22 protein-coding genes and 2 pseudogenes are annotated in these 25,623 nt (G+C 54.0%); 9 read left to right on the top strand and 15 right to left on the bottom strand.

What is annotated here, in order from left to right:
- Positions 1-186 precede the first annotated feature (186 nt).
- Entirely contained in the window at positions 187-417 is a 231-nt protein-coding gene (locus QPJ95_RS17530; protein WP_270920891.1) for a hypothetical protein, read from the top strand.
- Positions 418-654: 237 nt separating this feature from the next.
- Positions 655-784: pseudogene (locus tag QPJ95_RS17525) on the top strand (IS5/IS1182 family transposase); the annotation flags it as partial.
- 106 nt (positions 785-890) lie between these two features.
- Here QPJ95_RS17525 and QPJ95_RS17520 read toward each other — a convergent pair.
- The 10 genes from QPJ95_RS17520 to QPJ95_RS17475 form a co-directional block, all read right to left on the bottom strand.
- Positions 891-1,466 (bottom strand): sarcosine oxidase subunit gamma, encoded by a 576-nt coding sequence (locus QPJ95_RS17520; protein WP_270920890.1) that lies wholly within the window; start codon positions 1,464-1,466, stop codon positions 891-893.
- Complete coding sequence (locus tag QPJ95_RS17515; RefSeq protein ID WP_270920889.1) at positions 1,459-4,416, bottom strand: sarcosine oxidase subunit alpha family protein; 2,958 nt, start codon at positions 4,414-4,416, stop codon at positions 1,459-1,461. The genes QPJ95_RS17520 and QPJ95_RS17515 overlap by 8 nt, the downstream gene beginning before the upstream one ends.
- The gene (locus QPJ95_RS17510; RefSeq protein WP_270920888.1) at positions 4,413-4,700 is read right to left on the bottom strand and encodes a sarcosine oxidase subunit delta; all 288 of its coding nucleotides are present in this window, start codon (positions 4,698-4,700) and stop codon (positions 4,413-4,415) included. The genes QPJ95_RS17515 and QPJ95_RS17510 overlap by 4 nt, the downstream gene beginning before the upstream one ends.
- Before the next feature lie 11 nt (positions 4,701-4,711).
- Complete coding sequence (locus tag QPJ95_RS17505) at positions 4,712-5,962, bottom strand: sarcosine oxidase subunit beta family protein (RefSeq protein WP_270920887.1); 1,251 nt, start codon at positions 5,960-5,962, stop codon at positions 4,712-4,714.
- 102 nt (positions 5,963-6,064) lie between these two features.
- The gene (locus tag QPJ95_RS17500; RefSeq protein WP_270920886.1) at positions 6,065-7,900 is read right to left on the bottom strand and encodes a BCCT family transporter; all 1,836 of its coding nucleotides are present in this window, start codon (positions 7,898-7,900) and stop codon (positions 6,065-6,067) included.
- 100 nt (positions 7,901-8,000) lie between these two features.
- On the bottom strand, positions 8,001-9,011 hold the full coding sequence (locus QPJ95_RS17495; RefSeq protein WP_270920885.1) for an Ldh family oxidoreductase: 1,011 nt from the start codon (positions 9,009-9,011) through the stop codon (positions 8,001-8,003).
- A 12-nt stretch (positions 9,012-9,023) separates the two neighbouring features.
- A complete protein-coding gene (locus QPJ95_RS17490; RefSeq protein ID WP_270920884.1) occupies positions 9,024-9,671 on the bottom strand; it encodes a DUF3726 domain-containing protein in 648 nt (215 codons plus the stop codon).
- Positions 9,668-11,362 carry a hypothetical protein gene (locus tag QPJ95_RS17485; protein WP_270920894.1) on the bottom strand — a complete coding sequence of 565 codons (1,695 nt, stop codon included), beginning with the start codon at positions 11,360-11,362 and terminating at the stop codon, positions 9,668-9,670. The genes QPJ95_RS17490 and QPJ95_RS17485 overlap by 4 nt, the downstream gene beginning before the upstream one ends.
- A 4-nt stretch (positions 11,363-11,366) precedes the next feature.
- The gene (locus QPJ95_RS17480; RefSeq protein ID WP_270920883.1) at positions 11,367-12,341 is read right to left on the bottom strand and encodes a membrane dipeptidase; all 975 of its coding nucleotides are present in this window, start codon (positions 12,339-12,341) and stop codon (positions 11,367-11,369) included.
- Positions 12,341-13,792 (bottom strand): aldehyde dehydrogenase family protein, encoded by a 1,452-nt coding sequence (locus QPJ95_RS17475; protein ID WP_270920882.1) that lies wholly within the window; start codon positions 13,790-13,792, stop codon positions 12,341-12,343. Before QPJ95_RS17475 ends, QPJ95_RS17480 begins: the two co-directional genes overlap by 1 nt.
- 97 nt (positions 13,793-13,889) lie before the next feature.
- Here QPJ95_RS17475 and QPJ95_RS17470 point away from each other — a divergent pair, with 97 nt between their 5' ends.
- From QPJ95_RS17470 to chrA, 5 genes and pseudogenes are all read left to right on the top strand, one after another.
- Positions 13,890-14,780 (top strand): LysR family transcriptional regulator, encoded by an 891-nt coding sequence (locus QPJ95_RS17470; RefSeq protein WP_270920881.1) that lies wholly within the window; start codon positions 13,890-13,892, stop codon positions 14,778-14,780.
- Between the two features lie 76 nt (positions 14,781-14,856).
- Positions 14,857-15,114, top strand: a pseudogene (locus tag QPJ95_RS24300) (recombinase family protein); the annotation flags it as partial.
- 1,149 nt (positions 15,115-16,263) lie between these two features.
- The gene (locus QPJ95_RS17460; protein WP_270920880.1) at positions 16,264-17,082 is read left to right on the top strand and encodes a cyclase family protein; all 819 of its coding nucleotides are present in this window, start codon (positions 16,264-16,266) and stop codon (positions 17,080-17,082) included.
- Between the two features lie 424 nt (positions 17,083-17,506).
- Complete coding sequence (locus QPJ95_RS17455; protein WP_270920879.1) at positions 17,507-18,325, top strand: sulfurtransferase/chromate resistance protein; 819 nt, start codon at positions 17,507-17,509, stop codon at positions 18,323-18,325.
- A gap of 3 nt (positions 18,326-18,328) precedes the next feature.
- Positions 18,329-19,621 (top strand): chromate efflux transporter, encoded by a 1,293-nt coding sequence (gene chrA, locus QPJ95_RS17450; protein ID WP_270920878.1) that lies wholly within the window; start codon positions 18,329-18,331, stop codon positions 19,619-19,621.
- A 439-nt stretch (positions 19,622-20,060) separates the two neighbouring features.
- Here the strand turns inward: chrA and QPJ95_RS17445 are convergent, their stop codons facing one another.
- A complete protein-coding gene (locus QPJ95_RS17445; protein WP_270920877.1) occupies positions 20,061-20,630 on the bottom strand; it encodes a carboxymuconolactone decarboxylase family protein in 570 nt (189 codons plus the stop codon).
- Between the two features lie 100 nt (positions 20,631-20,730).
- Between QPJ95_RS17445 and QPJ95_RS17440 the strand changes: the two genes are divergently transcribed.
- Positions 20,731-21,303, top strand: coding sequence for a TetR/AcrR family transcriptional regulator (locus QPJ95_RS17440; RefSeq protein WP_270920893.1), 573 nt, complete (start codon positions 20,731-20,733; stop codon positions 21,301-21,303).
- 139 nt (positions 21,304-21,442) lie between these two features.
- Here QPJ95_RS17440 and QPJ95_RS17435 read toward each other — a convergent pair whose 3' ends face one another.
- Together QPJ95_RS17435 and QPJ95_RS17430 are read right to left on the bottom strand one after the other, a co-directional pair.
- Positions 21,443-21,595 (bottom strand): hypothetical protein, encoded by a 153-nt coding sequence (locus QPJ95_RS17435; protein ID WP_270920876.1) that lies wholly within the window; start codon positions 21,593-21,595, stop codon positions 21,443-21,445.
- A gap of 150 nt (positions 21,596-21,745) precedes the next feature.
- Positions 21,746-22,780, bottom strand: coding sequence for an IS110 family RNA-guided transposase (locus QPJ95_RS17430; RefSeq protein WP_270920875.1), 1,035 nt, complete (start codon positions 22,778-22,780; stop codon positions 21,746-21,748).
- A gap of 328 nt (positions 22,781-23,108) precedes the next feature.
- Between QPJ95_RS17430 and QPJ95_RS17425 the strand changes: the two genes are divergently transcribed.
- Positions 23,109-24,196 (top strand): IS3 family transposase gene (locus tag QPJ95_RS17425; protein WP_286018159.1). Its coding sequence is split into 2 segments (ribosomal slippage): positions 23,109-23,370 and positions 23,370-24,196, totalling 1,089 coding nucleotides; the frame shifts between segments, so codons are not numbered across the junction.
- Positions 24,197-24,521: 325 nt separating this feature from the next.
- Here the strand turns inward: QPJ95_RS17425 and QPJ95_RS17420 are convergent.
- Positions 24,522-24,992: a DUF2147 domain-containing protein gene (locus tag QPJ95_RS17420; protein WP_270921296.1), complete on the bottom strand. Its 471-nt coding sequence runs from the start codon at positions 24,990-24,992 to the stop codon at positions 24,522-24,524.
- 201 nt (positions 24,993-25,193) lie between these two features.
- Positions 25,194-25,484: a hypothetical protein gene (locus tag QPJ95_RS17415; protein ID WP_270921295.1), complete on the bottom strand. Its 291-nt coding sequence runs from the start codon at positions 25,482-25,484 to the stop codon at positions 25,194-25,196.
- Positions 25,485-25,623 lie beyond the last annotated feature (139 nt).

Genomic DNA, 25,623 nt, shown 5'->3' with positions numbered 1-25,623 from the left:
TCTGCATACTTCAATTACTATATATAGTGCGCTGTGATCTTTCAGGTTATAAGATAGATAACGATCGTCAGATCCCAAAGGAACTTCAAGCTTACCTCTCTTTGCGATCAGCCGGGTTAAGCGAAGGCCTCTTTTCCAACAGCTATGGTGAGTCGGACAAACGTCTAATCGAGCTTGGATTAGTCGATGACTAAGGGTCAATACCCTGCCTGGCAGCGCCGTCATCAGGCGGTGCTGCTATGGATGGTGCAGCACCCCGGCGGCAAGCTGTATAATTGCGCCGAGGCGACAGGTTATTCCCGCTGGCAGGTCAGCCGGATCGTGAACTCCCCGGATTTCCAGCAACGCTACAAGGTGGTTCTTGACCTGCAGTTGAAGCACACGGTTGCCCATATGTTTCGCGAGACGGATCTCTGAGCAACAGGGCTGGGTTAACACCAATCGACAGCTCCAGCGTCACCGGACCGCCTTAACTGCATTAACTTTTTTTCGTATTTTTTTGCTTTCCTGCGCTTTGGTGCGGAAGCTGATCTGCTGAATGCCTGAGGCTGAGGCTGAGGTAGTAAAGACTCAATCGCAGGCATTCACATCTACTCGAAGTCGCGTCGAAGCCACCCTCTCATGGTTTGCAGGCAAACCACTGCCGGGCAGTGGATGCGATGCCTCAAAACATTCGGCGAGCGCATCATGGCGCGAGACCCGGACCGCCGAAATCCACATCCGCATCGCCTTGTTGAACCGCTTCTCGGCCCTCGGCACGGCCGAGATCGTTCGCGTGGGTTGAACTCTATGGGGAAAGGGGAAGTCACCCCTCAGGCGTCTGTTCTGCAACAACGCCAATGCGTCCGCACGTCGGCCATTGGCGCAAGTCATCACAAATGTGCCGGTTGCTATTCAGTCGGAAAATTCGCCAACGCAGTTCCGACCAGCGCTTCATGCAGGCTGTCTGCAGATGATCTCGGTCCATAAACGGAGTAGTCGTCTCCGGCGGTCTCACAACGGATAAAGCAGCCGATATGGTGAATAGCTGACCGCACAACCGTCCCCGATTGCATCATTTGGACGTCGATTGCCGTCAACTTCTCAAACATGGAAATTACATCAGGCCCGCTTATGTCATACCGGACCCATCCATCACTCTGATCAACAACAGAGCCCAACTTGCCGATCACTTGTGCGACCCGACCGGTAAGTGCCAATTTGATGTCCCAACGGGCCTCAATCATCCATTGGTCAGGTCCAGTCCACCAAGCACTGACATCAGTTCCGGTGACTGATCCCCCGACCTTGGGAAGGCGCACTCCCAACTCTTTTTCTACATAGTCTTGTAACGTCTCTGTCTGACCCCGACGTGCGGCCAGAGACACGAGCTCTATGCCACAATGTTCGGCGATACAGGTGCTACCATAGTGTTCCACAGTGGGCGTTGTATTACCCATTGGCGTCATCATTTGCAAATCAGTCACGGAGCCGTTCTCCTTCTGGATCAATAAAATGAGGGGAGAGAACTTCGACGGCAACTTCACCTGCCTCCAAGGGGTTTACGGCCCGTAACGTTTCGCCCAGCCGACCGTGACCATTCTTCAGAAAACCTAGTCCAATGGAGTGCCCCAGATTTGGTGAATGGATGGCTGAGGTAAGATAACCTTGGCTATTACTAGCGTTGACCGAAGCGTTGCTGGTCATCAGGTGCATGCCAGAAACAAGAACTTCGCCCTTAGACACCGGCCGAAACCCCACCAAGATCAACTGATCATCTCCATTCAAACCATCGCGCCTGCTCAGCGTTGCACCGATGAAGTCTTTTTTCTTCGACACCATGCGACCAAGGCCCAGGTTCAAGGCCGTGGTGGTGCCATTCAGCTCCGCTCCGGCAGCGTGGCCTTTTTCTACCCGCAACACGCCGAGCGCCTCTGTGCCATAAGGTACCACACCAAATTCGGCGCCTGCTTCCATTAGTCTGCGGATCAACGCTTCCCCAAACCGGGTCGGGACCGCCAACTCGTAGGCAAGTTCACCTGAAAACGAGATCCGAAACAGGCGCGCCCGCAGCCCCCCGCAGATCGTGATTTCCCTGCACGCCATGAAGGGAAAGGCCTCGTTAGAAATATCGTGCTCGGGGTCGATTACTTTTTTCAACAACTTGCGTGACTTAGGACCTGCGACTGCATATTGCGCCCAGGCTTCGGTTGTAGAAATCAGTTGTACATCCAGGTCAGGCCACAGGCATTGTCTGGCGAATTCCATGTTGCGATAGACCAGTACCGCATTTGCTGTGGTGGTTGTGACCACAAAGTGGTCTTCGGCAAAACGTGCGGCGGTACCGTCGTCATAAGCGATGCCATCTTCGCGCAGCATGATCCCGTACCGTACTTTCCCCACCGGCAGTTTGGCAAAGCCGTTGGCGTAAATCTTGTTCAGAAAAGTTGCAGCATCACTGCCTTGGACATCAATTTTGCCCAAGGTCGTCACATCGCAGACACCCACAGATTTACGAACCGCTAGGGCTTCGCGATCAACTGATTGCCGCCAGTGGGCTTCTCCCGGCTGTGGAAACCACTGTGCCCGCAACCAATTCCCAGTTTCGACGAAGACAGCGCCTTGCTCTTCAGCCCATTTATGGCTCGGTGTTTTACGAGTGGGATGAAAATCTTTGCCGACTGATCGTCCTGCCAATGCCCCAAGGGCAACGGGTGTATAGGGTGGCCGAAACATGGTAGTTCCGGTTTCGGGTATGGCTTTACCGGTCAACTCTGCCATCACAGCCAACCCTCCCATATTAGAGGTCTTTCCCTGATCCGTGGCCATGCCCAATGTCGTGTAGCGCTTCAGATGTTCGACCGACCGGAAACCTTCTTGATGGGCCAATGTCACGTCTTTGACGGTCACATCATTTTGCAGGTCAATCCAAGCCCGGCCTTTGGCACCGTTGACGTGCCAGAATGGCGTCAGGGATAGGTCAACATCCTCGGCCTTGGGGAGCTCAATTTCCCGCCCGGTCAGACCAATGTTTTTCAACGCCTTCAGTGCTGCATTCACGCCCCCTTGCAACGCCAGTGAAGTTGAAAAATCACCTCTAGCAGCCCCTGCAACCAGTTGACCGGGCGGCAAGTCCCGCCCTGGGACAAAGCTGGCAATGTCCTCACGCCATTCTGGACGAGACCGTTGGTGACAGGTGAGGCTAAGGTTAGGGTTCCAACCACCGCTGACGGCCAATGCCCCGCAGGCGAAACTGCGGATCTCACCATTTGCCAAACGGGCCTTGATCGATTTCAAACCGCTGCGTCCACTGCTGTCGATCACCTGGGCTCCGGCCAAGACCTCCGCACCGGAAATGTTTGGCGCGTCTTGGCGTATATCAATGACCGCTGGAACTGAAATACCTTTGCTTTGCAGGACCTTAGCTGTGCGGTGACCATCATCGTTGTTTGTAAAGACCACGACCGATTGCGCAGGGGTCACCGCCCACCTGTTAGCGTATGCACGCACTGCGCCGCCCAACATGACACCAGGGCGATCATTGTTTTTAAACGCAATGGGACGTTCAATGGCACCGGTGCAAACCAGAGCCTGTTTGGAATAGATCCGCCATAGAATCTGGCGCGGTTTCCCCGGTTCAGGCGACGCCATATGGTCCGACACCCGCATTAAGGCGCTGTAGACACCGTGGTCGTAGGCCCCATTCACAGTTGTGCGCAGCAGGATGCGAACATTGTCCATGCCGCTCAACTCAGCTTGGACCTTTGCAACCCAAAGTGCGGCTGGACCATCACCAAGCGCCATATCCTCGGCAATTAGGCGACCACCAAGCAGAAAATCCTCCTCAGCAAGCAGAACGCTCGCTCCAGCGCGCCCTGCTGTCAGCGCAGCCGCCAGCCCGGCTGGGCCTGCGCCAATCACCAACAGATCGCAGTGCAGGAACCCTTTGTCATAAAGGTCGGGGTCGTCCTGCATCGATAAGCTACCCAACCCGGCAGCCCGTCGGATGATCGGCTCGTATAGCTTTTCCCAAAAGGCTGCAGGCCAGGTGAACGTCTTGTAATAGAAACCCGCCGTCAGGAAGTCGGACAACCGGTCGTTCACAGCCAGCAGGTCATATTTCAACGATGGCCAGTGGTTTTGCGACCGTGCTGTCAGCCCGTCAAACAATTCTGCCGTTGTGGCCCGGGTATTAGGGTCCTGCCTCGCGCCACTGCCCAGTTCAACCAAGGCATTTGGTTCTTCCGATCCAGCGGAAAAGATACCCCGTGGGCGGTGATACTTGAACGAACGACCAACCAAACGAACATCATTGGCCAGCAATGCCGAAGCCAGGGTATCTCCCTGATACCCTTTATAAGTTTTACCATTAAACGAGAAAGACAGCGTTTTTTTGCGGTCCAGTCGACCACCGCTCAGCCGGTTCACTTGTGTCATCTGCCGCGCCCCTGTGCGCGGGCAACATCGCTTGCCAGCTCTACCTGTGTGATTTCGTGGGTCACCGTATTGCGGGTGACCACCAACCAGGACCGATCCCCTTGCTCATGAAACCAAAGCTCACGATGCTGGCCCGCCGGGTTTTCACGCAGGTAGAGGTAGTCATGAAATTCTTGCATGGCGTTTTCACTTTGCCAATCCGGGCGATCAATCAGGCTGGCATCACCGAGATAGGTAAACTCCTGCGCATCTCGCGGGCCCAGTAAAGGGTGAGGAATGATCATATAATTTCTCTTCAGTGCAGGTTGGGCTGCGCGCCCTGACCTTTTTCATCAATCATGTGTCCGGTGCGGAACCGGTCGAGACGATAAGCAGTGGCGGTTTTATGCGAGCGGTCTGTGGACATCAGGTGGGCGAAGGCAAAACCTGCAGCAGGCGTTGCCTTGAAGCCGCCGTAACACCAGCCGCCGTTGAAATAGAGACCGTCGATAGGTGTCTTATCGATAAACGGGGATCCATCCATCGACATGTCCATGATGCCGCCCCAACTGCGCAAGAGGCGTATGCGGCCTAAAGCTGGGATCAGGGACATTCCACTTTCTGCGACGTCTTCAACAGTGGGAAGATTGCCACGCTGTGCATAGGAATTGTAGCCGTCGATATCCCCGCCAAAGACAAGACCGCCTTTGTTCGACTGACTGCAATAGAAATGGCCTGCGCCATAGGTGATGACACCGGGCAATGTGGGCTTCAGCCCTTCGCTGACAAAGGCCTGCAAGACATGGCTTTCGATGGGCAACCGCATCCCTGCCATGGCCATCACCCGGCTGGACGAGCCAGCAACGGACACACCAAGTTTGGTCGCACCTATAAATCCTTTTGTGGTTTCAACCCCCAGGCAGCGCCCGTTTTTGATGCGAAACCCGGTGACTTCACAGTTTTGGATGATGTCGACACCCTGTCGGTCGGCCCCGCGGGCATAGCCCCAGGCCACCGCATCATGACGCACGGTGCCACCGCGTCGATGCAGCAATCCACCCTTGATCGGGAACCGGGCATTTTCGAAATTCAGGAAGGGATAGAGTTTGCGAACTCCAGCAATGTCCAGCAATTCAGCATCTGATCCGTTCAGGATCATCGCGTTCCCCCGCCGACGTGCCGCGTCGCGCTGGGCGTCGCTGTGTAATAGATTCAGGATGCCACGCTGGCTGACCATGGCGTTGTAGTTCAGCTCCTGCTCTAACCCTTCCCAGAGCTTCAGCGAAAACTCATAGAATGGTTCATTTGCATCCAGCAGGTAGTTCGATCGGATGATCGTCGTGTTGCGCCCGACATTGCCACCACCAATCCAGCCCTTTTCAACAACCGCTATGTTTGCTTCACCAAACTCACGGGCAAGGTAATAGGCTGTTGCTAAGCCATGACCGCCACCGCCAATGACGACAAAATCATAATGAGGCTTTGGATGGGCATCGCGCCAGACAGACCGCCACCCTTTATGGCCAGTCAACGCTTCGCGAATGACCCGAAATCCACTGTAAGTCATGGTATTCTCAACTATCGGAGGAGGCGTTAGCGTCGCTCAGTACAAATGAGGTACGCACTGTTGGAACGAACGGGCCACTACAGCCCGCTCAAGAATTATTGGTTACTCGGCAGGTGCGGCTTCTGCTGCACTATGTTTGTCACGCAGACCATCACGATACAGCGCCTTGGCCAGCGACACACACATCAGCCCCATCACCACCGTGAAAGGCAGTGCGCCGATGATCATCGCGCTCTTTAGCGCTTCCATCGGATCTGCGCCGCCGTTGTTTTTGCCAGCAATCAGCAGCGTTCCAATCACCAAAGTCAGGATCACGCCCCAGACGATACGGTGTTTGATACCTGTTTCCTGCTCGCCACCGGACATGATGGTGTTCATCACCAAAATACCCGAGTCAGCCGAGGTTACCAGGAAGGTCAGGATCAGCACCACGCACATCACAGTGATCGCTGTCAGGAAACCACCGGAGAGCATTTCCCCCAAAGTCACAAACAGTTTGGCAGTATTAGAGGCTCCGATGATCACGCCATTGGCATCCCCGGTCAGTTCCAGATCAATGGCTGTACCACCAAGGATTGTCATCCAGGCAAAGCAGACCAACGTAGGCGCAAAGACACAGCCTACAATGAATTCCCGGACCGAACGACCTCTGGAGATACGGGCAAGGAACAGGCCAACGAAGGGCGAGAATGCGATCCACCAAGCCCAGTAGAACGTGGTCCACCCGGCCTGCCAGCCAAACTGACGCCCTGCATTACCGGCATCGTACACAGCAGCAAGAGTTTCCTCTGGCAGTGCTGCAGCCGCACCATCCAGACCTGATTTGAACCCATCAAAGGATCCCCAGGCATTGGTTGCCCCTGCCATCAGATCTCCGGCAAGAGGTTTGGCTGCTTCCGGCAAGGCCGCCGCAAATACCTCTGGGGATTGCGGGGTGTAAGGGCCAAAACTAAGCGCGGCAAAGTGCAGGATGTAGTCCATCAGCGCGGTGGCATAGGTGGTCATTGCAAACATGAAGGATCCAAAAATCACAAAGGTCAGCAACAAAACGATCGACAACACCAGGTTGAGGTTCGAGAGATACTTTACCCCACGTCCCACACCTGACACGGCTGAAATGATCGACAGCCCCATGATAATGACCAGACCTGAAACAAGACCCACTGTGCCTGGGGCCGGAGCATCACCGGTCATATCCATCATCCATTCCATGCCTGTGATCGCATAGAGCCCATCAACGAACTGGCTGACACCAAAACCGATTGTTACCGACACACCTAGAATTGTGGCAACAACACCCAGAACATCGACGATATGACCAAAGACACCATTCACATATTTGCCAAACAATGGCGTCAGGGCCGATCGGATCGTCAGCGGCATATCACGCGTGTAAGCGTAGTATGCCAGCGACAGGCCGGTCACCACATAGATGGCCCAGGCGTGGATACCATAGTGCAGGAATGTATAGCGATATCCAGATTGCAGCGCTGCTTCGGTATTGCCGACAACCTCGCCGGACACAACCACCGGATTCGACCCCCAAAGCCCCATAGGTTCTGCAGTGGCAAAAACCATCAGTCCAACGCCCAAACCGGCACCGAACATCATTGAAAACCATGAAAAGTTTGAGAACTCTGGTGCTTCGCCCGGGCGCCCCATGACCCGTTTGCCGGTTTGCGGTAGCGCTGCCACAACAAACAGGAAGAACGCGAATGCCCCAACAATCACGATGTAAAACGCGTTGAAATCCCCCAGAATTTTCCAGTTCAGGCTTCCCAATGCACTGTTGGCATTGGCGGGCCAAACCAGGGCCCAAATAACCAGTAAGGCCATTGTGATCTTACTGATCAGCGCAATCGGCAGACTGTATCCTTCATAGAATCCAGACCCCGCCTTCTTGATTTCCAGCTCCGTAAATGGAGGCTTGATTGACATTGGAACTCTCCCTTCCACTGTTGGCTCATTTATGAGCATTTGGAACGGGTTACTCTGTAACCCCTCCAATTGGCCTGCCTTCCCCTGACAGGCATTTCCCCTAACCGAGGAGTGCCTCGATCCGGGCAAGAGTTGCGGTGTTGACCGCAACGCCTTGTGTCTGCGCCAAGGCGCGTTTTTTCGTGCGTCCGTCCCCTGGAAGATGCGCGCCGTCCTGCGCATGAACCGCGTTTGCAAGGTCTGCGATACGGGCGGCAAACAGATCTCCGGATGTTGCTGCAGGATCGATTGCCAGGAAAAATTGCCCCGTTTTAGGCGGTCCACCAGCGGTGCCAGAAAACGGCGAAGCATTGATGCCCAACGTGGCCCCGGTAAGGGCGGCCGCCATCATCTCGACCAGCAATGCAACTCCGACACCCTTGTAGCCACCAGAGGGCGCCATCGAGCCCTTTAGGCCGACATTTGGATCAGTGGTTGGGTTGCCGTCCCCGTCCAGAGCCCAGCCAACAGGTATCGGTTTGCCTTCGCGCGCATATTTCATCACTTCACTCTTGGCGATGGTACTGGCGCTTTGGTCGATCAATACCGCCGGTTTTCCATCCAATCCCGGCGCGGCAATCGAAAATGGGTTAGTGCCGACAACGGGTTTGTATCCCCCCGATGGTGCGATTGACGCCGGTGCATTTGTAAAGCCAAGCCCAACCAGACCTGCTTCGGCCAAGCGATTGGTGTGGTACCCCAGTACGCCGCAATTATAGGAATTGTGAATTGACAGCGCGGCAACACCCTGTTGACGGGCAAGCGGGATCAGCTGTTCAAACCCCTTATCGATGGCCGAATGCGCAAACCCTGTAGCCGCATCCACTGTGATCACGCCCGGGCGCGTCACATCCAGTTTGGGTACAGCCTGGCCATCAACTTTTCCACATTGAACGTGCTCGGCATAAATCGGGATATAGGCCAATCCGTGGCTGGCGACGCCGTCGGCCTCGGTCGCGGCCGTTGCAATCGCCAGAGGGCGCGCGTTTTCCGCAGAGGTTCCAGCCGCCACTAGCGCCTCAAAGGACAGCTCTTCGATTTCAGCAAGACTTAAAGTTCGTGTTTCAGTCATAAGACCTCCGGATTAGTCATTGTCAGTTTGCCCGCCCCCTGCCCCAAGGCGCCGCGACGTTTCCGTTGCGGGCGCATAGGTCAGCGCGGCAAGTGAGTTGAGTTCTTCCCAGTTCTGGCTGCTGGGGTTGGCGCGACAGGGCGATTTCGCGGCCTTGGTCAGCGGTGCAGTTTGGGCAATCACCAATCGATCAGCATGTTCGACATAGGGCGTGGTCTCAGCGGAAAATCGTAGATCGACGGTGTTTCCATCTGTTGTGATGGATGCGCCTTCCCAGGTCACCAGCAGACAGGTTTTGGTTACACGGGCGACCGCTGCAACAAATGGGAGAATGAACAACGGATTGGACAGATCGCGGATCTCAACCCCATCGGAAGCAACCTGCGCTGCACAATCCGATAGAGACGCCCCTGTTTGCACTGGGCAAAGCGTCTCTATTGGGGTGTGCCATTCTCCAGTTAGAGTTAGCGGCGCGTGTAAGTGGCGCCCGTTGTCCTGATAGGCGTCCAAAATGCTGGACAGCAACCGGCAACCGTCAAGGTCCTGCGCGCAAAGCCACCGTGTTGCTTTGGACGCCTCTTCTGCGAAGCCCCAATCCAGTCCCGCCCCACGGGCCGCCCGTTTGCTGAGGGCCTCAACTTCGTTCAAAGAGTAGCTCATTCGCCTCCCTCCGACCCGGGATAGATCCAAAAATCGGCGTTATTCTTAGTCAGCTCGTTGGGGTATGGCGCTCCTTGGAACATGCAAATCCGCACCCAACGATCTGAACGTGGGTCAAAATGTGTGGCGCCAAAGAAGGACAGCTTGGCCCGCAGCATATCAATCGGGAGGACACCTTCGCTGATGGTATTATCCTGGATCTCGCTATAGGGCGCGCTGGCGCTGATCTGGGCACGCCTGACCGTGTGGCGATGTTCCGGGTGGAGCAACAGGAACTCCGCGACCGTATTGTTCTGATCCCATTCACCAAGCGTGACAAAGGCCCGTGCCGCATCCCGTGCTGGCGCCAAAGGCTGTTCATAATCCGCAATCGGTTCCTCAAACCGTGACCCGATGCGAGGCTCAAGCTTCTCGGCTGATACATACCACGCGCGCGCGCAGTTTTCCGGGCTGGACCAGTCCAACTTCAACGCCCAGCCAAAACAGGATTGGATCAGGTTTTTCAAGGTGCTGATCGGCATGCTACCGTCGATCAAAAATGCATCTGAATTGCCATCTGACAAACAGGTCGACAGACCGTCCACAAGATGCCCATAGGGTTCCAACAGCAATGAAACCGTTAGTTCCTGGCCTTCCTCGCTCAGGTTTACCTCAGACCATCGAACCAGGTGATCCCAAGGGTGCTTTTTTGTCAGATCTTGTTCCGCGAGATACCGGAACAACGCATCCAAGTCCGCTCGAAGAGCGTCAAGTCTTGCGATTTGCACCGGATGTTCAGAATGCCATTGGGCAATCGAACGAGCGCTACGCATCAGCATCTCTTCGAACAGAAACATTTCGTTTTCTAATGCGAAATGTACCTGCCGGACCCGCAACAGTGCCTCTTCGCGCGCCTTAATCCAATTGTTAAACAACATGGGATGGTTCACGATGAATGGCGCCATGCCAAGCCCAGTTGAATTTCCGATCCCAAGCTGTCTTGCAACTTTGGGATCTAGCCGCACGGCCGTATCGCCACCTTTGCTTTGGGCAGCGTGTTCTACCAGATCCAGTACAAAAGCGCGGGTCAGGAACACCGAAAGCATCTCAGCCTGGAACGGCGCGGCAAACTCCGGCCTATCCGCGATCAACTCGCGGTCAGCCGCACCGAATTTACCAGAGCCATAAACGGCGGTGGTACGCATCAGATAGCCGACGCTCGCCAGTTGTTCCGGGTCAGGTTGCCGTCCGCCTGCTAGAGCTTCGACAACATGCTTCCACAAACGAACCGAGCGATTTGCTCGTGAGAGGGAGAGCTCGCTTTCACTAACGCGGCCAGCTTCCTGTAAGGGAACGTTTTGCGACAGTCGCGCAATATCACTGGCATCAGGGATACCATCAACCAACGTGAACGTAGCATCCCATGCCTCTGCAATTACCCGGTCCGACCGCATTTCCGGCGCCAGATCATGAGCAAAAGCGACTAGAGAATAGGTGCGGTCTGGACCTTTGGCACAATAGACCGCGTGGCCTGTACCATCCGCTCCAATGTTGAAAACAGGACAGGTAAACTCCCAAGATTCCTCTGCCATACGTCGGGTCAAAACCCGCATAAAGCTAAGGCGGCATTGGTGTAATGACCCGAGTCTTTTGAGCCGCATAACGCGTTTAGGATCGCGGCGAGAGACTGTGAAAGGGGCGCTGCCAGTCATATCGTCAGACTTGCGGTATGAAATTTGCGGCATAGAAGCGATGCCAGTTGCCGCCAAGAACTGCGGTAACCTCAGCGTCGGACATCCCAACCCCACGCAGTCCATTTTCTAGGTTGCCAAAATCACGGTTATCGCGGAACCACGCAGGCATGTCCGGGAAACCCGGCTTGTCCGCCGACCCTTCGCCGTAATCGATGTCCTTTGTCCACCGACCAACGCGCATCCACTCGACGATTGTATCAGGCTGGTCCTGGCAAAGGTCGCTGCCGATGCCCAAGTGCTCGATGCCAAACCTGTCGGCACAACGGGCGATCATTTCGCAGAACTCTTGCAGAGTGCAGTCTGATTTGTTTTTCAGATGATGCGGGTAGATCGAGAACCCAAACATGCCACCGTTTTCGGTCACAGCCCGGATCACATCGTTTTTCTTGTTCCGCAGCGCTGGTGCCCAATCAAACGGATTGGCGTGAGTGACGGCGATTGGGCGCCCGGATAGATCTGCGGCCTGAATTGTTGACCGGTCCGCAGAATGGCTCATGTCAATGACAAGGCCGACGCGGTTCATCTCTTTGATGACCTGGCGACCCATTCGGGTAATTCCAGTGTCTTCGCTCTCATAGCATCCAGACGCCAGCAATGACTGATTGTTATAGGTCAGCTGCATGAAACGGGCACCCAGCGTGTGCAGTATTTCGATCAGCCCAATGTCGTCTTCCATCGGGCTTGGGTTTTGGAAGCCAAAGAATATAGCTGTGCGCCCGGTTTCACGGGCCTTGTTGATGTCGCTGGCCCACTGGCCTTTCATGATCAGATCTGGGAATTGTTCGAACCAGCGGTTCCACTTTTCGAAATTCAGAACCGTTTCGCGAAACGTCTCGTGATACGCGATGGTGACGTGGACGGCATCCACGCCGCCCTCCCGCAACTGCCGAAAGATCTTTTCGGACCAATTGGCATATTGCAGGCCGTCGATACGCATTAGACCGGTGTCCCCGCGCTGATATATGCGGTTTTGACGGTGGTATAGAATTCTGCAGCTGATTTACCCTGTTCTCGTGGCCCGTACGAGCTGTCACCGCGTCCGCCAAAGGGCACGTGGTAATCAGTACCAGCGGTTGGCAAGTTAACCGTCACCACCCCAGTGCGCGCATTGCGGCGGAAATGAGTGGCGCGGGCAAGGCTCTGCGTCACGATACCCGATGTCAGGCCAAATTTGGTGTCATTGACCACGCTTAGGGCCTCGTCATAGCTGCCCACTTTGATCACAGAGGTGAGAGGGGCAAACATTTCCTCGCGATTGATGCGCATATCATTGGTGGTGTTTAGGAACACTCCGGGCGACATGTAAAAACCGTCATGCGGCATATCCAACCGGGCGCCGCCACAAGCCAGCTCAGCTCCCTCGGATAGCCCCAGATCAACGTAGGCCAGGTTTTCATCAAGCTGCTGCTGGCTGACGACCGGCCCCATCTGGGTTCCAACCTCCAGCGCGTGGCCCACTTTCATCGCCTTGGTGCCAGCAACCAGTTTTTCTACAAAACTGTCGTGCACCGCACTATGGATCACCAGCCGTGAGGAGGCCGTGCATTTTTGACCCGTGCTGCCAAACGCACCACCCAAGGCCAGCGTTACCGCTAGATCCAGATCGGCGTCATCCATCACAGCCAAGGCATTTTTGGATCCCATTTCCATCTGAACCTTGGTCAGGTTTTGAATGGCGGCAGTGGCAATCCCTTTGCCCACAGGCAAAGATCCAGTAAACGAAATTGCGTTCACCTTGGGGCTTTCCACCAGTTGTTGACCAATGGAACGGCCAGATCCCATCACAAGGCTGAACAGCCCTTTGGGAATATCCTGTTTGGCAATAATTTCCGCAAGCGCCACAGCCGTAGCCGGAGTGATGTTGGCGGGTTTCCAAACCACGGCATTGCCATAGCAAAGAGCCGGAGCAATTTTCCACGAAGCGGTGGCGGCGGGAAAGTTCCATGGGGAGATGATGGCAACAACCCCCACCGCTTCTCGGCGCACGTCGATTTCGACACCAGCGCGCACCGAATCCGCATTTTCACCCAGTTGACGAAGGCATTCAGCGGCGTAATAGGTAAAGAATTGCCCGGCACGATAAACTTCGCCTTTGCCTTCGGCCAGAGGTTTACCCTCTTCCCGGCTCAGCAAAGTACCCAACTCCTCGGCCCGCGCCATCATCTCGTTGCCGATATTCATCAACACCGACTGTTTGCGCTCTATGCCGTACGCAGCCCATTCCGCCTGCGCGAATTGTGCCTGGTTCAGAGTCTCTTCCAATTGGTGCGTGCTCGCTTGGGCGAACATGCCAATCATATCGCTCAGATCCGACGGGTTGCGATTTTCGGTTTCGCTTGCTCCCGCAGCCCAGTTTCCAGCAATCAGGTTCAGTTTGGTCTCAGACATCAGTTTTCCCACGCATTGAGTTGGGAAAAGAATGGACACGACACCCAACATCAGTCAAATTTAAATAACTTAATCAAATTTCAGAGTTTTTGAAGTCATGGCTATCAAAATAGAAATGTTACGTTGTTTCAGCGCGGTAGCTGAAGCCGGAAATCTGGGTGATGCGGCGACAAGGTTGGGTCGGACGCAATCCGCAGTCTCAATGACACTCAAACAGTTGGAGGATCACCTTAGCCAGCGCCTGTTTGTCAGTGATCGGAAAAACCAACTAACACCGGTTGGGCTGCAAATTTTTGAACTAGCCCAGATTGAATTGCACCAGTTTGACGACACCATAAAGGCCATTCAGGCCGCAGCGGTTGCCCCACAGGGCATTGTACGCGTTGCCTCTGTGCCGTCGGTTGCTGGCCTTATGTTCCCCTCGATGGTGCAAAGGTTCCGCGATGTCTGCCCCGGAACCAAAATTGAGCTGCGCGACACGGATTCCCAACAAGTGGTCGACGCTCTGAGCAGGGGCAAAGCAGATATTGGCATCGCCTCCAGTCACCACACCCTGAATGGAATTCAACAGACACCGCTGTTCTCAGATCGCTTTGGGCTCATTTGCTCGCCACGTCATCCACTTGCACATAGAACGGGTCCAATACTCCTGACTGATGTGGTTTCCGAAGCGTTCATCAAAAACGATTTGTGCCTCTCAATTGAGTCAAAGAGTTTTCAAGAGATGACCTCTCATGCGGATCTCTCTGCCCGCAACACCTTATCGCTTATTGCAATGGTTCGATCAGACAAGTGGGTTACGATATTACCCAAGGCAGTGCTACATATAGCGCCGTCAGATCTGGTCTTTCGGGAAATTTCAGACTTAACATCTCGACGTCAGGTCAACTTATTGTTGCGGGAAAAGTCGCCATTTCAGGACTATGCTGAAAAGTTGAAGGACGTCATTCTTTCTACAAATTGGGAAACGATCCTGAGTGCAGGTTAGTCAGCAAGGCACTGCAAATCGTGATGAGCGCTCTCTTCCCGGCGCGGCCGAAGCGATGTCAACGTATTCTTTGACCATGTGTTTCAGTGCGACCCTATTCTACGCTCGTGTGAGCACTGCAGAGCAAACTCTAGAGCTTCAGCACACTCACGCCTTAGCAGCAGGGTTTCACATCGATGAAGTCATTGTTGACCATGGAGTATCAGGTGTTTCCACCAAGCTGTCATAGCGTCCTGAGGGTAAACGCCTCTATGACAAGCTACGTCGAGGGGATGTGCTCGTAGTCATGTGGGTTGACCGTCTAGAGCGTGACTACCAAGACGTGACCGACACCACTCACCCATTACCCACCCGTCTTCGAATGTTGCCAAACGACCACACAACGACTTCGCTCCGCTTGCTTCCGCAGTGCTTCCAGTCCAGGGTGGGTAACGAAAACAACCCCGCAGAATCAGGGCGTAATAAGCTGATATATAACGATAATTTTGATTATCACAGTAGGATTTGAACCTACGGCCTTCAGGTTATGAGCCTGATGCGCTTCCGGTTGTCCGACCATTGCTTACTAACAGCGTTACAAAAGCCGGTGCCATTCAACCTTCAATCATTGCCGTTGCCGGTTACGCGTCAGCAAATAGTTACGCCCAGTTCCCGAGGAGATCACACTTGGAACGTCTCGATTATCCGGGAGCGATTGAGGTGCGTTGATCCACACGGCAAAACAATAACCTATTCCTATGTGGGGATTTTGATGGGGGTTACTGTGTGCCAAATCCGCAAATTCGGCGACCAGTCCCACACTTGACATTCTATCCTACTATTAGCTGCCTACTAGCCGAAAGCCTAGAGTGTAACAACGTAGCTAAGCCATTGATTTAATGGTGACCCACACGGACTCGAACCGCGGACCTACTGATTACAAATATGAAAAGTTCTGTTTGTTTTCAAAGTGAGTTGGAACGGAAAATAGTCCGAGTTGGACCAAAACGTAAAAAGGGCGGGGTTTGATCCCTGCCCTTATTCCAATTTCTGAGGCCCCTGCTCCGCATCGCGCCCCACGAACCACCGACATAGGTAATCCGATAATCCTTGACCTGCTTGGTCCGGCAGGCTGACCACCGCAGCCGCTCTATCGCATCACCAACTGTGATCTGATCCCCAAACTTGCAATGATGTGCGCGACCTGAATAGGCCCGTTGTGCCCACAGGCACATTCAAGCCAGAGCCGGTGGGCATCAGCCACCCCAGCTTCCGCTTGCCGTCCTCGGCGCTGGAAACAAGAGGCTGCAAGATGACCGCCAGCTTGGTCGGATCAGTCTGTGGCGGTGGGCCATCGTTTGCCCAGACCACCAACCACCGTTACAAGACAACAAATATGGCCCCGACTAACTGACCGGGAACTTACAGAAAGCGGCGCATATTTGTCGGGAAGTGATGTCGGGCTAGATGAACTGAATTCAGTCATTTATTGGGAGACGAGACTATGTGCCACAAATGTGTAATGGAAACTGTTAAATCTCGCATGCTTTCAAGGCGTCAGTTTATGGCCGCCGCGCCCGCCTTGACGGTTGGCTCTGGGCTCGTTCTCGGCGCGACACAAGCCGCGCAGGCACAGAACACGGGTCGTATTGTCGATCTGACCTACGTCTTTGATAACAAGTTTCCGACCTGGACCGGTTCCCCCGGAATCAAGATGGAACAATTGGCCAAGTTTGAAGAAAGTGGCTTCAACGCATTTAATATGGAGGTGTTCGAACACACCGGCACCCACGTTGATGCTCCATTGCATTTCTCTGCAGACGGTCTGTCCGTCGAAGAAATTCCAGTTGAAAACCTGATCTGCCCGTTATGCGTTATCGATATCAAAGAAAAGGCGGATGCAAATATTGAGGCCGAAGTTACGCCTGATGACCTAATGGCTTGGATCAGTCGTAATGGCGACATACCCGACGGAGCATGTGTGGCAATGAACTCCGGATGGCAGAGGCACGTCAACACACCAAAATTTGCAGGATTTGACGATAAGGGTGTACGGCACTACCCGGGTTTTCACGTCGAGACAGCTCATATGCTGATGGAACAGTCAGGTGCCGTTGCCATAGCGACTGACTCGCTATCCTTCGATATCGGATCAACAGAGACCTTTGATACCCATTACGCTTGGTTGCCGACAAATAGGTACGGGATTGAGAATATTGCGAACCTGGATCAGGTGCCCGAAGCCGGTGCAACCATTTTTGTCGGGGCACCCACTCACCGAGGAGGATCTGGCGGCCCGGCACGCGTCATAGCCACCTTCTAGCCCCGGTCAAGGGCCCACATCTCCGCAACAAATGGACGGAAGGCGCGCAAGAATGCGCGCGTTCCAACCAATCACATTCAGTCATGGGAAACCGCGCGTGAGCCGATCATCGTCACCGGCGTGTTACCGAAGAAGACTCCAATTAACCCCCGTCAGACGGCGGCTATGCAGCACCTTGCTGTCATTCACTGTTGCTGGCCCAACTGTCGCGAACGGCCCACTGCCGACCTTCGTGGATGGTGCAGCGAATGGCTGGTCAGAGTCCATTCTTTAAATATTCTACATTGCGACCAATGTCCGCTCTGAAGTTTGACAGCCGATCAGTTAGCACTTAAAGATGGAACTCTGGGGTCCGCAAGAACCCCGTGAGGCGCCAGCCTGATCTTGCATCCTTCCAGTTTAAACTTCTTAAGGAGGATGCTTTATGGCGTCGTACAATGAAATTCCCGTTTCTACTTTGGCTCGCTTGGTGGGAACACCTGATTGTCCTGTTTTGCTCGATGTGCGCACCGATGAAGATTTCGACGATGACCCCCGGCTGATCCCCGGAGCGTATCGCCACCCCTTTCTGAATGTGATTGATCTGGCTGATGACCTCAAAGGTCGGTCGGTTATCGTTTATTGTCAAAAGGGCCTGAAGATCAGTCAGGGCGCGGCTGCCCTGATGCGCAGTTGCGGTGTTCAAGCGGAAGTTCTCGAAGGCGGGCAATTTGCCTGGAGAGATGCCGGACATCCGATGGTTTTGACAGAGAAGATGCCGCCTTTGGACGCAACTGGGCGCACAGTCTGGGTGACGCGCCATAGACCGAAGATTGATCGAATTGCCTGTCCTTGGCTCATTCGAAGGTTCATTGATCCAAGAGCTCAAATTTTGTTCGTTGCGGCATCGCAAGTGAACAATGTCGCGCAGCGTTTCAGTGCAACTCCCTTCGATATTGAAGACGTATTCTGGAGCCACCGTGGCGACACATGCACTTTTGACACCTTGATCGAGGAGTTTGGGGTAGGAAATGACGCACTCGCGAAACTGGCTCTAGTCGTTCGCGGCGCTGATACCAACAAGCATGATCTGGCACCCGAGGCGGCGGGTTTGCTGGCGATATCATTGGGCTTGTCACGGATGTACCGTGACGACCTGGAACAGCTTGAGGCCGGGATGACGCTCTATGATGCCTTCTATCGGTGGGCGCGAGACGCAACAGACGAAGGGCACGACTGGCCTGCCGCTTCTACAAAGGCTTAGATCATGGTCAGTTCAAGTGAAGTCCCAACAAGCGCTAATCCGTCTCTGGCAGAAGCGGCGAGCGTTTGGTGGAAGATAGGAATCTTATCTTTTGGCGGTCCTGCCGCCCAAATTGCACTCATGCACAAGGAAGTCGTCGAAGAACGTAAATGGCTGATTGAGCAGCAGTTCCTCAATGCCTTGAGTTTTTGCATGCTCCTGCCCGGCCCCGAAGCCATGCAGCTGGCGACTTATGCGGGTTGGCGGTTGCACGGCACCTTTGGGGGGCTGATCGCCGGATTGCTGTTTGTCGTCCCTGGTGCAGTGGTGATCATGACGCTTGCCGCGATCTACAGCATCTATGGAAACGTGCCGCTTGTGGAAGCGCTGTTCTACGGGATCAAGGCTGCGGTTTTGGTGATCGTTGTTGAGGCGCTTTTGCGTGTCGCAAAGAAAGCACTTTCGCAGAAATTGCACTGGCTGATCGCGGGCTTCGCCTTCATCGGGATATTCTTTTTCTCTATTCCCTATCCACTGATCGTATTGATGGCAGGTCTTTTTGGCTGGTTCTTGGGGACCACTCAAGAGGAGCAACGCGTTGTCGATATGGCGCACGTATCGGTCCGCAAAACTATAGGCACAATCGTCAGTTGGCTGGCGATCTGGCTGCTTCCGTTGTTGGCACTCACATGGTTGGGAGCGCCAGAGCTTCTTATCGAAGTGGGCAAGTTCTTTTCCACCCTTGCGATCGTTACGTTTGGCGGTGCCTACGCAGTTCTTGCCTACATGGCCCAAGATGTTGTGGTGCAGTTCGGATGGTTGACCGCAGGGGAAATGATCGACGCGTTGGGCTTGGCAGAAACGACACCCGGCCCGCTGATCCTCGTGACGCAATTTGTGGGCTTCTTGGCAGGATTCAGGGAAGGTGGGTTTCTCCTCGGGTTGACCGCTGCCTTGGTGGCTCTTTGGGTGACCTTCGCACCGTGCTTTCTATGGATATTTGCTGGTGCGCCCTACATCGAATGGATCTCAAATCAGCCAAGGCTGAAGGGCGCACTTAAGGCGATTACGGCAGCGGTTGTGGGTGTCATCCTCAACCTGTCGATCTGGTTCGCTTTACATGTGTTGTTTACCACTGTGAACCGCCAACATCTGGGACCGGTGACGCTGTGGCGTCCTGACCTCGCCACGATAGAATGGCTCGCTTTGGCGTTGTTTCTCCTCAGCTGCTTTCTGGCGTTCCGGCTGCACTGGGGCATCATCAAAATCTTGCTCGTCGCCTCAATTCTGGGGGCAGCGTTACGGTTGATGTTGTGAGGCGGCCCCCAACAATTGTCATCGACAAATTCGAACGTCGAAAGGACATAATATGACCAATCCCAAAGAGCACTTTGTCAGAGAAATCCCCCTCAAAGCTCACAAGATTACTGGCTTCACGCCTGAGCTTCTCGAGCACTATTACGAACAAGGCCACGGTCACTAACGGCCCATTGTGGTCCTTGATGCAGGGCGCGGCGAACGGCAACTCGGAGCCCAATCCAACTGTAGCTCTGCAACGCAGCGGATGGCAAATCCGGTAGGCGAGTTGGCCTAATTGCAGACGCCGCCTATGGGCAGGGAAAAAATTGATCGTCTTCAGCTAAAGCATTCAAGTAAACTATATTGCCCTTTGGACGCTAGATTCTGCGGGTCGGGGTCCCGTTGCAGTTAGAGCGGGCGCGCCAGGCAAATAACAAAGAGCACGCCCGAGCCAAAATCAGACCTCTAGAGGAGTATCGCCGCGTTGCCATGCGAGAGGTTGAAATACCTCATCTACGGGCGTTTCTGCGACGTGATTGACGTAGTTCGACATGGTTTTCTGGGCAAGACCTAATATGACGTCCAGAACGGCCCGGTGACCATAACCTGCGTCAAAGAAAGCTTTCATTTGCGCCTCTGACACATTGCCACGCTCCCGAAGCATTTGAATTGTAAATGTGCGTAGCGCTTCGAGCTTGGCCGATGGAAGTGGCATTTCGGTGCGCAGGGCTTCGGTGAGCTCATCGGACACTTTCATCATCTTTGCGATACCCGTGTGGGCCGGGACGCAATAGTGACAGGCGTTCTCAACATTGATTGCCTGCCAGACGACGGTCAGTTCGTCGGCATCAAAGTCGGTTTCCGTGAACAGTTTGTGAAGCAGCTGATATCCCTCATAGGCCTGCGGGCTTTCGGCCAGAACCTTATGTAGACCGGGCAGCCGGCCAAAAGCTTTTTGTGACTTCTCCAGCAGAGGCTTGGAGGCGTCAGGTGCGGTATCGAGGTCATGAGAGGGGAAGTTCGCCATGTGATGTCCTTTGCGAAAGCGTTGAATAATTGCTATTTAGGCTTTCTTGAGCGATCACTCAAGTATATAATTGAGTGATCGCTCAAAAATTGGTGACCCCATGCCTCGCAAGCCTAAATACGACCGAAATGAATTGATTGACCGCGCCCGTGACCTGTTCTGGCAGCGCGGATGGGCGGGAACGTCACTCAAAAACCTTGAGGCTGCCTTGCAGATGAAACCCGGCAGTTTTTACGCAGCATTTGGGTCAAAGGATGCCTTGTTCGAACTTGCGCTGGATAAATACGCAAAGGATGGCATTTTGCGCTTAAAGGCACTGGCCGCAGAACTTGGACCGATCAAAGCTCTACAACTCTTTCCAGAGATGGCCATCGAAAACGACGCTGCCCCCGCTAAGGCCTGTATGCTTGCCAAGACTGTCCTTGAATTGCATGCGCGTGGTCACCCACTGGCAGCCAGGGCCAATGGGCATCTACTTAGGATGGAAGGGCAGTTTGCAGAGCTGTTTCAAGCGGCCCAATCGGCTGGATACATCGATAAAGCGCTTGATCCGAAAGTGCTCGCCCGTCGATATCAGTCTGATCTTTTGGGACTGCGCGTGTCAGCGGAACGCGAAGGTGTCGACGCAAAAGCGATTGCAACTGAGATCGCAGACAGCCTGAGCAGGCTTTAAATCAACCTGCGGCGAGCGAACTTGATTTGCTAGTGAGCATATATCAAGCCGGGTAAAATGCCCAAGCGAGTTAAAGAGAACTGCTTTGCTAAGATTGGCATGAGAAACCGTTCTCGCCACCCACTGCTAATGATGTCAGTCAGATTTGTTCCGCATAGCCGTCATTCACGCAGCTCGCAGCGAAGGTCGGATTCTCTAATTGGGTGTTTGGGTCAAGCTCGTTTTCCTTGTTTTCTGGGTCATTGTCACTCATCCGGGTCACACTTCTCTTCGCAGTCTGGTTGATGCTCATTTGGCACCGCTGCACGCATGTGTTGGATCGGCTGTGGGGAGCCCCGCTAACTGGCGCGCTTCAGGATGCGCAGCGAACTTTTTCGGCTTCTTCCACAAACCTCGTCCGGTGAGGACGATCCCGTCAGGGCTGGGTATTTGGCGATTTATGTCATGCCGTGCTCCCCAGCTGTTCCTGACGGAATTCCGCGCCGTCGACCCACATACGATGCAGTAAAACGGCTAATTTTCGAGCCACAGCAACAACCGCACGGCGGCGGCCTTTGGTCCGCATCAAGCGCATTCCCCAAGACTTGATTTGCGATTGTGCCATACTTCGCATGAGCAATGCATTGCCCGCCGCATAAAGTGCAGCGCGGACATCACTATCTCCAGCCTTTGATATGCGGCCAGGGTTGTCGTGCTCTCCTGACTGGTATCGCCGGGGAGTAAGTCCAAAATGCGCGCCAACCGTTCTGGACCTTTTGAACCGAGTTGGATCATCGACGGCTGCCTTAAACGTCAGTGCTGTAATGGGCCCAACTCCGGGAACGGTCATCAGTCTCAGGCAAACTTCATCCTGACTGGCAGCCTGTTTTACGCGCCGGTCCAGCTCCAGGTATTGCTGATACAGCGCCACCCTTGCGTCGAGCAGCGGCACAAGGGCATGCGCCAGAACATCATCCATTTCGATGATAGGACGTACGATGCCATCAAAACTTCCATGCGAAACGGTTTTGGGCAGGCGGATGCCAAATATCTTCAGCAACCCACGGGTTTCATTTGCCAGATCCATCGTCTTCTTGAGCAATGCCTTGCGTGTACTGAGGAGCGCTCTAAGACCATGGGCCTCACGGCTCTTCATGTGCACCGGGCTGAACCAACCGGTGCGCAAAACATGCGCAATGCCTTTGGCATCATTTTTGTCGGTCTTGTTTCTCATTGCGGACAGGGCAGCGTTCACTTGCCGTGACTCCATGCAAACCACATCAAAACCGGCAGCCTGCAGTCCAAAGTAAAGATGCTGGCTCATGGTTCCGGCTTCCAGGCCGACACATTCTATCGGGAATTCGAACTCGGAAAGGCACTCTGCAATGTCATCGACCTCGCAGGCCAGCTCGCGCTCTAGAAGAACATTACCCTTTGTATCAACAATACAGAGCGCACATGAGCGAAGCGACACATCAAGTCCAACAAAGTAGTCCATCATTTATCTCCCTTGTTCACGGCTATCTTGTGATCATACCGGGAGCTCGACCTCAAAACAGAGGTAGCCCAATTACGCATGCTAACCGCCCTTAGTGTCGGATGCTGCACTATGCACCAAGGTCGCGAAAGTGCAGTTAGCTGACATTGCGGAGATGTGTCCAACAAACCCCAGCAAGGCAATTCCTTGTTCTAACGTTGACCGACAGTCACAGACGCATTTTGACTGCGACATTTTGCGCCAACAGGCTGGTGACGCGGTAATCCCCCCCGAAACTAAGGGGATGTGGAAGTAGAATTTTCTCGGCAGAATGCATGAGGAGATTTTGATGAAGATGACGAGATATAGCGAACCCCAAATTCTTGCGATCCTACGCCAAGCCGAAGGCGGTGTGCCTGTAACGGAGCTGTGCCGCGAGCACGGGATGAGCAACGCGTCGTTCTACAAATGGCGATCAAAATACGGTGGTATGGACGCGTCGATGATCAGCCAAATGAAGGCGCTTGAAGACGAGAACCGGCGGCTGAAAAAGATGTATGCCGAGATGAGCATGCAAGCAGAATTACTGAAGGAAGCCCTGGGAAAAAAGTGATCCGGCCAGCCTTGCGACGGGGTCTGGCCGAGAAAGCGGTGGCGCGCCACGGTATCAGCATTGCGCTGGCCTGCCGCACGTTTGATGTCAGTGAGACGTGCTATCGTTACAGCCCGCTCTTGAGCGATGAGAACGAAGAGATTGCCGATCTGCTGGTTGGGCTGACGGCCGCACGGAAGACTTGGGGGTTTGGGCTATGTTTCCTGCATCTACGTAACGTGCAAGGTCATTCGTGGAACCACAAAAGGGTTTACCGGATTTACTGCGAACTGGAACTGAACTTGCGGATCAAACCTCGGAAACGGTTAAAGCGGGACAAACCCGATGCGCTGGCAGTGCCGGACGCCCCGAACATGACCTGGTCGATGGACTTCATGGCGGATCGCCTCGGGGATGGTCGGGCGTTTCGGCTCTTGAACGTGCTGGATGATTTTAACCGCGAGGGTTTGGGCATCGAGGTCGATTTTTCTTTGCCAGCCGAACGGGTTATTCGCAGCCTTAATCGGATCATTGAATGGCGTGGGAAACCAGGAACCATTCGGGTCGATAATGGGCCGGAGTACATCAGTGGTAAGCTGCTGGAATGGGCTGAGAAACAAGGTATTATCATCCAGTACATTCAACCCGGAAAGCCGCAGCAGAACGCTTACATCGAGCGCTATAATCGCACCGTCAGGCATGAATGGTTGGACCAACATATCATCGAAAACATAGAGGAGGCACAGGACTTTGCCACACAATGGCTATGGACTTACAATAATGACCGCCCGAATATGGGCCTCGGCGGCATCACACCCGCAATGAAACTGAAAATGGCCGCGTAAATTCTACGACCGCCCCCTGTTAAAAATGGGGGGATTACCCGGATTGCCCAAGTTCACTTCGATTTCTCCTTACTTGGGTTGAGCCGCCCAAGCCACCACCCGGACAAAAGTGAACCGCAGAGCAAGTTTGGTAACGAGCCCTGCGGTTCCAATTGAAAAGTTACTGATGAAAAACGTCCACTCACTAGCCCGAAGCAAACTCCGAAACTCTACTGTGAGGTAGTCTCACTATGATACCCACTAGGGTTTTCCTGACTTTACTCAACGCCGGATGTCAGCAACTATGCGCCCAAGTATCCTCCTTATTTGGACGTTTAGGCGGCACTTACATCCGGGTCCAAAGGGACTGTTCGCAAACTTCCATCTTGCAGCCTATGACTTTCAGCGAATTGCCTTTCAGGGACATCTTAGGCGTGACTTTCACATTCACCAGCGGTACCCAGAATATACCGCCGCCATAACGGCCAGCTCCTGTCCGCTTCACGCCCCAGAACAGTGGTTTACCGATATTTGGTGTGGTCATTTCTTTGCCCGACTGGTCAAAGGCGGCCAGGATCAGGCCGCAGAATCCATCCCGGCAACTGCTGATCTGAATGTGGGAGGTTAGGTTCTTGCGGTCCGGCTGGGTCTGCCATTTCCCGACAATCGGGTCCGCCGCCCATGCCGTATTTGTGCAGGCCGCAACAACTACGGCAAGCGTCCACAATATTCTCAACGCATGAGGCTTCATTTCTACAACCTTTCCAGAACCCAAGGGCGCAGTCGTATCCTTGTCGGTGCATACTGCAAAATGCACCCGCTGGCCTCCAAGGCAAAGGAATTCCAGAAATATTATGGCGGAGCAGTCTTTGGAAGGCTGGGATGGGGAAGATCTGGGAGCCGGGAAATCCCTTACGAGAGCTTCGTAAGAACTCTCCTTTTCTGGACGGCATGCAGTCGCCTAATTGGTGAGCGGCACATTAAGGCCGCACACCTTTATGCGTCCATTTTGGACCGCTCATTTACTGTTGTTTGCGTTCTTCTGGGACTTGCCGGGGTCAATCTCAACCTTCGGCGCTTTTGCATCGTGCGACGGGTCGTCAGGATTTTCAGAACTGTCAGGTATGCTGGTGAAGTATCTCTCGCCATCATCGGTTGACCAGTCCGACCCATTTCCGATGCCGGCATTCGATCCAATCGTTTGTTCCAAGCTAATCCCCGATTCTCCCGGAGACGTCTGTGCCGCCACCACGACAGGCACGATTAAAAAAATCAAGAAGATACTCGCGGATGAGACGATGCGATGCATACCAAAACCCTCCAACTCGTGAAACCACGCCCCATTTTACCACAAAAACCTGAAATTGTCGCTCAGTACTCTGCAAGAATTCCTCCTTTGATGGACTGTCCGATGACCGCTTCGGTGCAGGCTTCTCGGACATTCTTGC

The sequence above is a fragment of the Parasedimentitalea psychrophila genome, assembly GCF_030285785.1.
Lineage (GTDB): Bacteria > Pseudomonadota > Alphaproteobacteria > Rhodobacterales > Rhodobacteraceae > Parasedimentitalea > Parasedimentitalea psychrophila.
Note: the sequence above shows the minus strand (reverse complement) of the source record. Positions and strands in the feature narration are given on the sequence as shown.